The 13,704-nt window shown below is 64.3% G+C and carries 9 protein-coding genes; 4 read left to right on the top strand and 5 right to left on the bottom strand.

Features of this window, described 5'->3' with window-relative positions; genetic code table 11:
• Positions 1–16: 16 nt before the first annotated feature.
• From FHR27_RS26520 to FHR27_RS26510, 3 genes are read right to left on the bottom strand one after another with little or no spacing between them, the layout of a single operon-like run.
• Positions 17–1,417 (bottom strand): LLM class flavin-dependent oxidoreductase, encoded by a 1,401-nt coding sequence (locus tag FHR27_RS26520; RefSeq protein WP_042554645.1) that lies wholly within the window; start codon positions 1,415–1,417, stop codon positions 17–19.
• Positions 1,417–2,616: an SfnB family sulfur acquisition oxidoreductase gene (locus FHR27_RS26515; protein ID WP_179539989.1), complete on the bottom strand. Its 1,200-nt coding sequence runs from the start codon at positions 2,614–2,616 to the stop codon at positions 1,417–1,419. Before FHR27_RS26515 ends, FHR27_RS26520 begins: the two co-directional genes overlap by 1 nt.
• Before the next feature lie 3 nt (positions 2,617–2,619).
• A complete protein-coding gene (locus tag FHR27_RS26510) occupies positions 2,620–3,888 on the bottom strand; it encodes an SfnB family sulfur acquisition oxidoreductase (protein WP_179539988.1) in 1,269 nt (422 codons plus the stop codon).
• A 336-nt stretch (positions 3,889–4,224) separates the two neighbouring features.
• Here FHR27_RS26510 and plsB point away from each other — a divergent pair, with 336 nt between their 5' ends.
• From plsB to FHR27_RS26495, 3 genes are all read left to right on the top strand, one after another.
• Positions 4,225–6,708, top strand: a complete 2,484-nt coding sequence (gene plsB / locus FHR27_RS26505; protein ID WP_179539987.1) for a glycerol-3-phosphate 1-O-acyltransferase PlsB — start codon at positions 4,225–4,227, stop codon at positions 6,706–6,708.
• A 110-nt stretch (positions 6,709–6,818) separates the two neighbouring features.
• The gene (locus FHR27_RS27120) at positions 6,819–7,919 is read left to right on the top strand and encodes a peptidoglycan-binding domain-containing protein (RefSeq protein ID WP_156152741.1); all 1,101 of its coding nucleotides are present in this window, start codon (positions 6,819–6,821) and stop codon (positions 7,917–7,919) included.
• A gap of 121 nt (positions 7,920–8,040) precedes the next feature.
• The gene (locus tag FHR27_RS26495; RefSeq protein ID WP_042554968.1) at positions 8,041–8,718 is read left to right on the top strand and encodes a DUF4197 domain-containing protein; all 678 of its coding nucleotides are present in this window, start codon (positions 8,041–8,043) and stop codon (positions 8,716–8,718) included.
• Positions 8,719–8,769: 51 nt separating this feature from the next.
• On the opposite strand, the gene FHR27_RS26490 is transcribed toward FHR27_RS26495, so the two are convergent.
• Positions 8,770–11,862, bottom strand: coding sequence for an efflux RND transporter permease subunit (locus FHR27_RS26490; protein WP_179539986.1), 3,093 nt, complete (start codon positions 11,860–11,862; stop codon positions 8,770–8,772).
• A gap of 6 nt (positions 11,863–11,868) precedes the next feature.
• Positions 11,869–12,972, bottom strand: coding sequence for an efflux RND transporter periplasmic adaptor subunit (locus FHR27_RS26485; RefSeq protein WP_179539985.1), 1,104 nt, complete (start codon positions 12,970–12,972; stop codon positions 11,869–11,871).
• A 91-nt stretch (positions 12,973–13,063) separates the two neighbouring features.
• Between FHR27_RS26485 and FHR27_RS26480 the strand changes: the two genes are divergently transcribed.
• Positions 13,064–13,699, top strand: a complete 636-nt coding sequence (locus tag FHR27_RS26480; protein WP_042554965.1) for a TetR/AcrR family transcriptional regulator — start codon at positions 13,064–13,066, stop codon at positions 13,697–13,699.
• The last annotated feature ends 5 nt before the right edge of the window (positions 13,700–13,704 follow it).

Here is a 13,704-nt window from a genome sequence, read left to right as displayed (position 1 = left end):
TTTCATCCTTGGTCGATCAGTGAGAGTGGTTGGCCGCATTGGCGATTGGCGGTGCAGCGTCAGCCCGTCGCCAGGCGGCGCCGCTGTGGTTTTCCGGCAGGCGTGGGCCCTGGCCGAACAGCTTGTGGCGCAGGCTGCCATCGGCGTAGGCGGTCTTGTACAGGCCGCGGTTCTGCAGTTCGGGCACCACCAGTTCGATGAAGTCGGCGTAGCTTTCCGGCGAAACGATGCGGGTCAGGTTGAAGCCGTCCAGGCCGGTCTCCTCGAACCAGGCCTGCAGTTGATCGGCCACCTGCGAGGGCGAGCCGACCAGCACCGGGTAGCGGCCACCGAGGGCGTGCTGCTCCAGCAGCCGGCGCTTGGTCCAGCCACTGTCCGGTGCGGTAAAGGCCTTGACCACCGACTCGATGGCATTGGTCTTCTGGTAACGAATCGGTTCGTCCAGGCCGTACTCGGCGAAGTCGATGCCGGTGGAACTGGAAAAATGCGCCAGCCCCGCCTCAGCACTGGCGTAGCGCAGGTATTCGGCATGCTTGTCGCGAGCATCGGCCTCGGTAGCGGCGACGATCACGCTGATGCCCATGAACACCTTGATCGCCTCGGCCGGGCGACCGGCGCTCAATGCGCTGGCGCGCACCTTGTCGACCTGCTCGCGCACCGCGGTCTTGTTGTGCCCACCGATGAATACGCACTCGGCATGCTGACCGGCGAAGCGCAGCCCGCGCGCCGATGAACCGGCCTGGAACAGCACCGGGGTGCGTTGCGGCGACGGCTGGCTGAGGTGGTAACCCTCGACCTGATAGAACTCGCCCTGGTGCACCACCTTGTGCACCTTCCCGGGCTGGGCATAGACACGCCGAGCGCGGTCGACCACCAGTGCATCGTCCTGCCAACTGCCCTCGAGCAGTTTGTAGAGCACCTCGAGGTACTCGTCGGCCTGATCATAGCGGCGGTCATGCTCGACCTGCTGGCCCAGGCCCATGGCCTTGGCGGCGCTTTCCAGATAGCCGGTGACGATGTTCCAACCCACCCTGCCGCCACTCAGGTGATCGAGGGTGGAAAGACGCCGGGCGAACGGGTACGGCGCTTCATAGGTCAGGTTGGCGGTCACCCCGAAGCCCAGGTGCCGGGTAACCCCGGCCATGGCCGAGACCAGCAGCAGCGGATCATTGACCGGTAGCTGGATGGCCTCTTGCAAGGTCAGATCGACGCCCTGCCCGTACACGTCGTAGACACCGAGGATATCGGCGATGAACAGACCGTCGAACAGCCCGCGCTCGAGCAGCCTGGCCAGATCGGTCCAGTACTGCAGCGTATTGAAGGCCGTGGAATTGTCCCGCGGGTGCGTCCACAAACCGTGATGGATATGCCCCACGCTGTTCATGTTGAAGGCGTTGAGGAGAATCTGCCGGGCCATCAGATGGTTCCCCGGCGCGGCGGCAGCGCGTCGTTGAGGTAGTAGTTGCCCACCGCGTGGTACTTCCAGCGCACCGGATCGTGCAGGGTGTGGGTCCGCGCATTGCGCCAGTGGCGATCCAGATTGTGCTCGGCCAGGGTGCCGCGGCTGCCGGCCAGTTCGAGCAGTTTGCTGGACAGCGCCAGCGAAGCCTCGGTACCGATGGCCCGCGCCTCGGCCACGGCGATGGAGGCTGCCGCCACACTGGCCGCATCGGGCGCAGCCTGGGCGCGGTCGAGGTGTTCGCCGGCGCGTTCGAGCAGCGCTTCGGCGGCATGCAGATGAATGGCCAGCCGGCCTATCGCCTTGAGGGTCAGCGGATCATCGCTGGCCTTGTCCACGCCCGAGTCGATCCACGGCCGGGAACTGTTGCGCACGAAGCTCAGGGTGTCCTCGTAGGCTGCACGGGCGATACCGATATCGATGGCGGCATGCAGCAACTGGGCGAAGGGGCCGACCGTGGTCGGGCGCTCGAACGAAGCCTGGAACGGCACCACATCGGCGGCAGCTACCGGCACCTGCTGCAACAGCACCGAGCCACTGCCCGTGGTGCGCTGACCGAAGCCGCTCCAGTCATCGATGATTTCCAGCCCTGGGGCATGGCGAGGCACGAACGCCAGGTGGCCGATGCCCTGCTCGTCTACCGCCAGGGTGGGGATGCGCTGGGCATACAGGGCACCGGTGGCGTAGAACTTGCGCCCGTCGATGCGGAAGTTCTCGCCATCGGCGATCAGCCGCGTGGTGCGATCCTGCGAGGTTTTGGTGCCCAGCTCCGCGAGCGCGTTGCCGAAGCGCACGCCCTGCAGTACTTCGCCATACAGGCGGCGCTGCTGCTCGACGTTGCCGTTGATGCGCAGCACTTCCAGGGCATAGAAATGGTTCTGGGGGATCTGCCCGAGCGAGCCATCGGCCTGGGCTATTCGCGCGATCACCCTGGCCAGGGTGACACTGGAAACTCCGGCGCCACCAAATGCCTTCGGCACGCTGATCGCCCATAAACCGGAGCGGCTGAACAGTTCCAGTTCGGCGTGCGGCAGCAGGCGTTCACGGTCTCGCTGGGCGGAGCCGGCGCGAAATACCTCGGCCAGGGCATTGGCGATCTCCAGCGCTTCGGCGTCACTGCCGATCAGTGCCGGCGCGGGATTCAAGGATGCGTTCATGGCTCAGATCCAGGAGTGACGGGCGGGGTGACGCCCGTTGAGGTGGTAGGCACCAACGGCGTGGTACTTCCAGCGCACCGGGTCGTGCAGGGTGTGGGTACGGGCGTTGCGCCAGTGCCGGTCGAGGCCGAACTCGGCCAGGGTGGCGCGGCTGCCGGCCAGCTCCAGCAGCTTTTCGCTGGCCAGCAGACTGATCTCGGTGGTCAGCACCTTGGCTTCGGCGACCGCAATCGACGCGCGCGCGGCCGCATCGGCATCGATGACGTCGGCACTGACATCGTCGAGCACCCCGGCCGCCTTGCGCAGCAGCGCCTCGGCAGCATGCAGATCCACATGCAAACGGCCGATGTCGGCGATCACGTAGGGGTCGTCGCTGGCCCGCTCGACATTGGCATCGACCCAGGGCCGGGATTTCTCGCGGACGAAGGCAATCGCGTCGCGCAGCGCGCCAGCAGCGATACCGGCATCGATGGCGGCCTGGATGAGCTGGGAGGCGGCGCCCTGAATGCTGGGGCGTTCGCCGAACTGCCAAAGCGGGATCAGGTTCTCGGCATCCACCTCGACCCGGTCCAGCAGCACCGTGCCACTGGCCGTGGTGCGCTGACCGAAGCCGGACCAGTCATCGACGATGCGCAACCCCTGACGCCCACGCTGGATAAGCGCGAGCACCGGCCGCCCCTGCTCATCCAGTGCCTTGACGGCGACCCAGTGGGCGAAAATGGCGCCGGTGGAGTAGAACTTCTCGCCAGTGAGCAGGTAACGCTGACCGTCGTGTTCTACCCGGGCACGCAGATCCAGCGTGTGCTTGCTGCTGCGCTCAGGCCCGGCGTTGCCGATGCGCCAGCCCTGCAGCACGCTGCCGAACAGCCGCTGGCGCTGCGCCGGGGTGCCCAGCAACTGCAGCAGGGCGAGCATGCCGAACTGATTCTGGGGAATCTGCCCGAGGGCCGGGTCCACCGCGGAAATCACCCGAAAGACCTCGGCGATGGTGCGATAGGACACCTGCGGGCCGCCGAACTCCCGGGGCACGGCGATGCTGCCCAGGCCACTGGCGGTGAACTGCTCGATCAGGGTCCAGGGCAACTGACGCTCGCGGTCACGCTCGATGGCCTGATCGCGCGCCGCCTCGGCCAGTTCGTGCGCCGCCTGCAGCGCCTCTTCGTCGTTGCGCAGAATGCGCGCTGGGGCAAGGCGCGGCGCCAGGTCCAGGGCGTCGCCTGATGTATTCTGCAGCGCGGGCGAACCGCTTTCGGCAGCCGTCGGATGAACCATACACACCTCGATTTGCAAGACGTCGCGCCTTACCAAACGAGGGCCACGACGCGGAGTCGATATACCCTAATTGAATGGATGCAAAATAATTAAATAGCTTATTCGAATAAGCTTAGGCAGACGCGTCGTACTCCGCCCCTCCCGTGACCGGAGCATGCAGATTCGCCGCCGAGGCGATCTCGCCACCTGCGCGGGACTGCCTCGTGCACCAGCAGGTAGCTGTCAAATGAACTTTTCGCGACGAAACGCCAACTTTTACAAGATTTTGCCGACAGGGCGGTGATCCGGCACACTAGCGCCCCCGAGCACAGGCTCGTCGCCACAGCCAGATCTCGTATGACCCGCTCCCCGCTTCGCCGTCTCGCATTCGGTACCCTGCGCCGCCTCCTGTACCTGTGGGTGCGCTCGGAAACCATCAACCAGTCGGCGTTCACCCTCAAGCTCGACCGCAGCAAGCCGGTGTTCTACGTGCTGCAGCAGCCTTCGGTGAGCGATCTGGCGGTACTCGATCGAGAATGCACCAAGGCTGGTTTGCCGCGGCCGGTGCTGCCGGTGGCAGTCGGCGAGCTGATGGAACCGGCGGCGTTCTTCTACCTGACCCCGGAACCCGACTGGCTCGGCCGTCAGGACAAGCGCGGCATTTCGCCGACCTTGCAGCGAATGGTCACGGCCCTTGGCGAAAACAGCGCGGAAGAAGCGCAGATCATTCCGGTCAGCGTGTTCTGGGGCCAGTCGCCGGATCACGAAACCAGCGCCTGGAAGCTGCTGTTCGCCGACAGTTGGGCGGTCACCGGCCGCCTGCGCCGTCTGGTCAGCATTCTGATCCTCGGCCGCACCACCCGCGTGCAGTTTTCCACCCCCATCCAGTTGCGCGAGCTGATCGCGCAGAACAAGGGCCAGGAGCGCACCCTGCGCATGGTTCACCGCATCCTGCGGGTGCACTTTCGCAACCAGAAGGCCGCGGTCATCGGCCCGGACGTGTCGCACCGGCGCAATCTGGTCAAGGGCCTGGTACATGGCCCGCAAGTTCGCCAGGCGATCGCCGAAGAGGCCGAGCGCGAGAACATTCCGGTGCACAAGGCCGAGGCCCTCGCCCTGCGTTACGGCAACGAGATCGCGTCGGATTACACCTACACGGCGATCCGTTTTCTCGAGCTGATCCTGTCCTGGTTCTGGAACAAGATCTACGACGGCATCAAGGTCAACCATATCGAAGGCGTGCAGGACATCGCCCAGGGTCACGAGGTGATCTACGTGCCCTGCCACCGCAGCCATATCGACTACCTGCTGCTGTCCTACCTGCTGTTCCGCAACGGCCTGACGCCGCCGCACATCGCTGCCGGCATCAACCTCAACATGCCGGTCATCGGTGGCCTGCTGCGCCGCGGCGGTGCGTTCTTCATGCGCCGTACCTTCAAGGGCAACCCGCTCTATACGGCCGTGTTCAACGAGTACCTGCACACCCTGATCAGCAAGGGTTATCCGGTGGAGTACTTCGTCGAGGGTGGTCGTTCGCGCACCGGCCGCATGCTGCGGCCGAAAACCGGCATGCTCGCCATCACCCTGCGCAGTTATCTGCAGAGCCATCGCCTGCCGGTGGTGTTCGTGCCCGTGTACATCGGCTACGAGCGGGTGCTGGAAGGCCGCACCTATCTGGGCGAGCTGCGTGGTGCGAGCAAGAAGAAGGAATCGATCTTCGATATCTTCAAGGTCATCGGCGCGCTCAAGCAGCGCTTCGGCCATGTCTGGGTCAACTTCGGCGAGCCGATCAAGCTCGACAGCTTTCTCGACGGGCAACAGCCGGACTGGCGCGACCAGAACCTGGGGCCGGACTATCGCCCGGCCTGGCTCAACGAGACCACCAACCGCCTCGGCGAGCGGGTGGCTCAGCGCCTCAACGAAGCGGCAGCGATCAACCCCGTCAACCTGGTGGCCCTGGCGCTGCTCTCCACCAGCAAGCTGGCCCTCGATGAGCGCGCCCTGACCCGCATCCTCGACCTGTATCAGAGCCTGCTGCGCCGCGTGCCCTACTCGCCGCATACCACCGTGCCGGAAGGCGACGGCCTGGCCCTGATCGAATACGTGCGCGGCATGGAATTGCTTTCCGAGCAGAAGGATGCCCTGGGGCGCATTCTCTATCTGGATGAGCAGAACGCCATCCTGATGACCTACTACCGCAACAACGTGCTGCACATCTTCGCCCTGCCCGGCCTGTTGGCGAGCTTCTTCCAGAGCAGCGGGCGGATGAGCCGCGAACAGATCCTGCGCTTCGTTCACGCGCTGTATCCCTACCTGCAGGCCGAGCTGTACATCCGCTGGTCCGCGGATGAACTCGAAGGCGTGGTCGATCAGTGGCTGGTGGCCTTCGTCGAACAGGGTCTGCTCAAGGTCGAGAACGACCTGTACGTGCGCCCGGCGCCGAGCTCGCGGCACTTCGTGCTGCTGACCCTGCTGTCCCGCGCCATCGCCCAGACGCTGCAGCGCTTCTACATGGCCAGCGCCCTGCTGCTCAATGCCGGGCAGAACAGCATCAGCGCCGAGGAGCTGGAGGACCTGTGCACGGTCATGGCCCAGCGCCTGTCGATCCTGCACGGCCTGAACGCCCCGGAATTCTTCGACAAGAGCCTGTTCCGCCACTTCATCCAGACCCTGCTCGACCAGGGCGTGCTGCGCAAGGACGAAGCCGGCAAACTCAGCCACCACCCGGAGTTCGCCGAGTTGGCAGAAGGCGCCGCCAAGCGCGTGCTGCCCGCGGAAATTCGCCTGTCGATCCGTCAGGTAACCATGGATCGCAGCGAGGAGTTGCTCGACGGACTCTAGGGGCGGACCGTCATGTCGATCTGACACGACGATAGGCCTCGTCCGTTATTGAGCTTTACTGCAACAGTCCCTAAGATGCGTCGTTGGGGCCATTTAGGGCAGGGATTTTCGTGCGTTATTACACAATTCTGGGATCACTGGCGATCATGGTTTCGGGTTGCGCCATGCAGCCTTCGGCCACATCGACCAATAACGAAGAAAAGCCGGCACAACCGGCACCAGTCGCTCAGCAGGCCACTACCGCGCCCGCCGCAGCGCAGCCAGCAGCACAGGCTGCAACCGTCGCCGCACCAGGCAGCCAGCCCGTGCCGGCCAAACCGACGGCTGCCGCTGCGAGCGCCCAGGAGCCTCAGGAATACGAAATCCAGCCCGGTCAGTGCTGGGTTCATGCCCAGGTCAGACCGCGCCCGGTGCAGAGCACCCAGGAGATCGTGGTCAAGGACTCGGTCAACAAGATCACCGTCACCCCTGCCGAGCTCGACAAGGGCTTCAAGCAGGTGGTCACCCGTGAAGGCACCAAGACCTACCGCATCGAGCCGCCGACCTACCGCGTGGTATCCGAGCAGGTGAAGATCCGCCCTGAGGTCAAGCGCTACATCGTCGTCCCGGCGGTCTACGAAAATGCCCAGGAAACCATCACTCTCGAAGAAGCCAAGACCGTGCTCGACCAGTGTCGCGCAGCCGGCACTCGCTACTCGAGCGGCACCGGCGCCATGTCGTTCTGCGCACGCCAGGTACCGGCCAAGCAGGAAGTGGTCAAGGTCAAGAAACTGGTGTCCCCGGAAACCGTACGCGTCGAGACCGACCCGGCTCAATACAAGAGCGTGACCCGCTGGATCGTCGACAAGCCCGCCCAGGCCATCGAAGTGACGCTGGACCCGGAGTACACCAAGGTCGCCTCCACCGAAGTGGTGCGCCCGGTGGAAGCCAACCAGATCATCGTGCCGGAAGAGAAGCGCCAGTTGCAGGTCACCCGCTTCGAAGGCAATGCCCGCATCGTGTCGCGCCAGACCGTCTGCGATGGCGATATCAATGAAAACCTGGTGACCCGCCTGCAGCAGAGCCTGGTCAAGCGCGGTTTCAACCCGGGCACCGTCGATGGCAAGCTCGGCAAGCGCACCCTCGATGCGCTGACCGAATACCAGACCGCCAATGGCCAGGCCGTCGGCGCGCTGACCCTGGAAAGCCTGACCGCCCTCGAAGTCCAGTAACGATGCACCCGGCACGCCCTCAGGGCGTGCCGCCTCCCCTTCGCGCCCTCCTCAACCTTCGCCGAGAACATCGACAGCCTGCTAAGCTCGCTGCATATCTCACCGCTCGAAGGTTACCGCCATGCTCCGCATCCCTGTTCTCGTCGCCGGCCTGCTGCTGTCCGCCAACGTGTTCGCCCTGTCGCTTTCCGACCTCAGCCAGCAGGACGCCAGCGGCGGCCTGAAAGACGCCCTCACCCAGGGCGCCAAGGTGGCCGTGCAGCAGCTCGGCAAACCGGGTGGTTTCAGTGGCAACCCCGAGGTGCGTATCGAGCTGCCGGGCAAGCTCGGCAAGGCCGCCAAGACCATGAAGATGATGGGCATGGGCGCTCAGGTCGAGCAGCTTGAAACCAGCATGAACAAGGCCGCCGAAGCCGCCGTGCCACAGGCCCAGGCGCTGCTGGTCGACGCGGTCAAGAAGATGACCGTGCAGGACGCCAAGAGCATTCTCTCCGGCCCGCAGGACTCGGCGACTCAATACCTGAACAAGAGCAGCCGCGAGCAGATCCGCGCCAAGTTTCTGCCCATCGTCAAGCAGGCCACCGACCAGGTCGGCCTGGCCAAACAGTACAACAGCTTCGCCAGCCAGGCCGCTACCTTCGGCGTGCTCGACGCCAAGAGCGCGAATATCGAAAGCTATGTGACCGAACAGGCACTCGACGGCCTGTTCGACATGATCGCCAAGCAGGAAGCCGGTATCCGCGAGAACCCCGCAGCCGCCGCCACCAGCCTGGCGAAGAAGGTCTTCGGCGCGCTCTGAAACCTCGGTAACAGGCCTGACCGCGCACCCGGCGCAGTCAGGCACTTGCCGTCAGGTGTCGCTTGCGATTTGCAGCTTTTCACCGGGCTTGACCCTGAACCATCCGGCGTAGAGCGCAGGCAGGAACAACAGGGTCAGCGCCGTGGCCACGATCAAACCGCCCATGATCGCCACCGCCATCGGCCCGAAGAACACGCTGCGCGACAGGGGAATCATCGCCAGTACCGCCGCCAGGGCGGTCAGCACGATGGGCCGGAAGCGCCGTACCGTGGCTTCGACGATGGCATCCCAGGTATCCAGCCCCGCCGCTCTGTCCTGCTCGATCTGGTCGACCAGAATCACCGAGTTGCGCATGATCATGCCTGACAGCGCAATGGTGCCGAGCATGGCCACGAAGCCGAACGGTTGGCCGAACAGCAGCAGGAACAGGGTCACGCCGATCAGCCCGAGAGGCGCGGTGAGAAACACCATGATCGACCGCGAGAAACTCTTGAGCTGCAGCATCAGCAGTGTCAGTACCACCACCACGAACAGCGGCACGCCGGCATTCACCGAAGCCTGGCCTCTGGAGGAGTCCTCCACCGTGCCTCCCACTTCCAGCAGGTAGCCATCCGGGAGGTGCGCACGCACGTCGTCCAGCGTCGGCAGAATCTGCTGGGTCAGCGTCGCGGGCTGCTGCGGACCGTATATATCGGCACGCACGGTCACGGTCGGCAGGCGATTGCGGTGCCAGATCACCCCCTCCTCGAAGCCGTATTCGAGGGTGGCGATCTGCGACAGCGCGACACTCTTGCCACTCTGGGTCGGCACCGCCAGGCTCGGAAGCAACTCCAGCGCCTGACGCTCCACTGGCGTGCCGCGCAGAAGAATCTCGATCAGTTCGTTGTCCTCGCGGTAATCGCTGACCGATGAGCCATTCAACGCGCTGCGCAGGAACTTCGACACGTCGGCAGTGCTGACGCCCAGCGCCCGGGCGCGGTCCTGATCGATATTCAGGTACACCACCTTGCTCGGCTCTTCCCAGTCCAGATGCACGTTGACCACATAAGGGTTGTCACGCACCTTGTCGGCGACTTGCCGGGCCAGCCCGCGGACTTCGTCGATATGCTCGCCGGAAACCCGGAACTGCACGGGGTAGCCCACCGGCGGCCCGTTCTCCAGACGCGAGATGCGCGTGCGCAGGCTTGGGAACTCATCGTTCAACACGCCGATCAGCCAGCTGCGCACGGCCTCGCGATCCTCGATGGTTTTCGCCAGCACGACGATCTGCGCGAAGCTGGTCGCCGGCAGTTGCTGATCCAGCGGCAGGTAGAAACGCGGTGAGCCGGTCCCCACGTAAGCCACGTAGTTATCCACACCGGGATGCCCGGCCAGGCGCTCCTCGAGACGCCGCACCTCGGCCTCGGTGGCGATCAACGAAGCGCCTTCGGCCAGTTTGAAGTCGACCATCAGCTCCAGTCGCCCCGATGCCGGGAAGAACTGCTGCGGCACGAAGCGGAACAGCAGGATCGAGCCGACGAACAGCGCCAGGGTCAGCACGATCACCGTCTTGCGCCGTCGCACGCACCAGTCGACCACGCGCCGGACGCGCTTGTAGAACGCCGTGTCATAGGGATCGTGCCCTGCACCGCTGCCACCGCGTTTCTGAGCCGCCTGCTTGGCCAGATCCGGCAGGAAACGAGCGCCCAGATAAGGCACGAACATCACCGCAGCGACCCAGGACATCAACAACGCGATGGTCACCACCTGAAAGATCGAGCGGGTGTACTCGCCAGTGCCCGACTGCGCCGTGGCGATCGGCAGAAAGCCTGCGGCGGTGATCAGGGTGCCGGTGAGCATCGGAAACGCCGTACTCGTCCAGGCGAAGCTGGCCGCCTTGAGACGGTCGTAGCCCTGCTCCATCTTGATCGCCATGATTTCCACGGCAATGATCGCGTCGTCCACCAGCAGACCCAGCGCCAGCACCAGTGCTCCCAGGGAAATCTTGTGCAGGCCGATGTTCAGGTAGTACATGGCGGCGAAGGTCATCGCCAGCACCAGGGGAATCGACAGTGCCACCACCAGCCCGGTACGCATGCCCAGGGAGAAGAAGCTAACCAGCAGCACGATGATCAGCGCCTCGGTGAGCACCTTGACGAACTCACCGACGCCGGTCTTCACCGCTGCCGGCTGGTCCGACACCTTGCGCAGCTGCATGCCCGCCGGCAGGTTGTTCTGCAACCGCGTGAACTCAACCTCCAGCGCCTTGCCGAGGACCAGAATGTCGCCACCGGGCTTCATCGACACCGCCAGGCCGATGGCATCTTCACCCATGAAACGCATGCGTGGCGCGGGTGGATCGTTGAAGCCACGGTTGATCTCGGCGACGTCGCCAATGCGGAAGGTGCGATCGGCCACGCGAATGGGGAAATCGCGGATCTGCTCGACCGTCTCGAAACTGCCGCTGACCCGCAACTGCACGCGGTCGGAGCCGGTCTCGAAGAAGCCCGCCACGGCCATCGCGTTCTGCTGTTCGAGGGCCTGCTGCACGGCAGCGAGCGGCAGGCCAAGAGTGGCCAGCTTGGTGTTGGACAGTTCGATCCAGATCTTTTCGTCCTGCAGGCCGACCAGCTCGACCTTGCCGACGTCCTTGACCCGCTGCAGTTGCAGTTGCACGCGGTCGGCATAATCCTTGAGCACCGCGTAATCGAAACCGCTGCCGGTCAGCGCGTAGATGTTGCCGAAGGTGGTGCCGAACTCGTCGTTGAAGAACGGCCCCTGGATACCGCCTGGCAGGGTGTGGCGAATATCGGCGATCTTCTTGCGTAGCTGGTACCAGAGCTCGGGAATCTCGTTGGAATGCATGGAATCGCGAGCCAGGAAGGTGACCTGAGATTCGCCAGGCCGTGAGAAGGACACGATGCGATCGTACTCGCCGGTCTCCATCAGCTTCTTCTCGATGCGTTCGGTAACCTGCCGCGCCACCTGCTCGGCGGTGGCGCCGGGCCAGTTGGTTTTCACCACCATGGCCTTGAAGGTGAATGGCGGGTCCTCGCTCTGCCCGAGCTTGGAATACGACAGGGCGCCAACGATGCCCAGCAGCAACATCAGGTACAGGACGATCTGCCGGTGATGCAGCGCCCAGGCGGAAAGGTTGAAGGACATCGACGCTTACTCCTTCGCTGCCAGATCAACCGCTCGGTTGTCTCGGTCCACCGGACGTATCCGCTGCCCGTCCAGCAGCACCTGCACGCCGGCTACCACCACCCAGTCGCTGGCCTTCAGACCGTCCAGCACCGGCACCAGTTTTTCACCATAGGGACCAACTCGCACCGCAGTACGCCTGAGCGTCGAGGTTTGCGGATCGACCACCCAGACGTAGGGCTGATCCTTCTCGGCGGTCAATGCCGACAACGGCACCGCCAGCGGTACATCGCCGTTGCGGGCGATGAACACCCGGGCGCTCTGGCCAAGTTCAACCTGCGCGTCGCGCTGCTGCAGGGCGATGCGCGCAGCATAGGTACGCGAGCGCGGATCGGCCGCCGGCGAGAGTTCACGGATGCGCCCGGCCAGGCGTTCGCCAGGCTGCGACCAGAGTTCCACGGCGACCTCCTGACCGATGCTCAGGCTGCCGATCACCTGCTCAGGCAGATCGATCAGCACCTCGCGCTCACCATCGGCAGCCAGCACGAACACCGTCTGGCCGGCCGACACCACCTGACCGACCTCGGCGCTGCGTTGCAGGATCACGCCACTCTGCGGCGTCTTGAGCACTGCATAACCGGCCTGGTTATCGGCGACGTTGAGTTCGGCACGTACCTGGCGCAGGCGAGCCTCGGCGGCGCGGAAGGTGTTTTCGGCATTGTCGGACTGCGACTTGCTGATCATCCCGCGCTGCTGGAGGGTGCGGTAGCGATCACGCTCGGCACGGGCCAGTTGCAGATTGGACTCCGCCGACTGCAGTTGGGCACGGGAGGCGTCCAGTTGCAGGCGCACGTCCTGGGGGTCGAGCTCGGCCAGCGCGGCATCCTTGTCGACCCGCTGCCCTACCTCGACCAGGCGCCTGGTCACCTTGCCGCCGATGCGGAACGCCAGTTCCGGCTCCAGCCGCGCTCTTATCTCGCCGGGATAGGAATCCACCAGCTCCGTCGCCAGTTGCGGCTGCGCCACCATGGCGGGACGAATGCCCGGCTGCGGAGCCTCCGCATTGCTGCAGGCGACCAGGGACAGAACAAGACAGACAGGCACAACGCGAGACAGAGCATGGCGGAACATGATGAGCGTCCTTCCGGGGAACTTTTTAATATTTGTACTGCCGAGTATATTAAAAATAGCGTACTCACCAGTCCAGAATTAAAATCGCCCTATGTCGAATACTTCGTTGCCTACCAGCGGCCCCGGCCGCCCCAAAGATCCCGCCAAGCGCGAAGCCATCCTCGAAGCCGCGAAATGCCTGTTCCTGCGTTACGGCTATGCCGGCAGCAGCATGGACGCCATTGCCGCCCACGCCGGTGTTTCCAAGCTCACCGTGTACAGCCACTTCACCGACAAGGAGACGCTGTTCTGCGCGGCGGTGAAGGCCAAGTGCGAGGAGCAGCTGCCCGAGCTGCTGTTCGAGCTGCCCGAACATGCCGATCTCGAGACGGTCCTGCTCAATATCGCCAGCGGCTTCAACCGCCTGATCAACAGTGCCGAGTCGGTCGAACTGCATCGACTGATGACCAGCCTCGGCAGCAAGGACCCGCTGCTGGCGAAAGTCTTTTATGAGGCGGGCCCACAACCGCTGCTGGCGGAAATGGAGCGCTTGCTGAGCAAGGCGAACCAGAATGGCCAGCTATCCATCGAGTCACCCAAGGTAGCCGCGGACCAGTTCTTTTCTCTGTTCAAGGGCTGCGCCAACTTTCGCCTGCTGATCGGTTGTGGTGCCCCTCCAAGTGCGGCCGAGCTGGAACAGCATGCTCAGGAAGCAGTACGGATGTTCCTGCGCGCGTACCGGGCCTGATCGCA

The organism is Pseudomonas flavescens (assembly GCF_013408425.1).
Lineage (GTDB): Bacteria > Pseudomonadota > Gammaproteobacteria > Pseudomonadales > Pseudomonadaceae > Aquipseudomonas > Aquipseudomonas fulva_A.
Note: the sequence above shows the minus strand (reverse complement) of the source record. Positions and strands in the feature narration are given on the sequence as shown.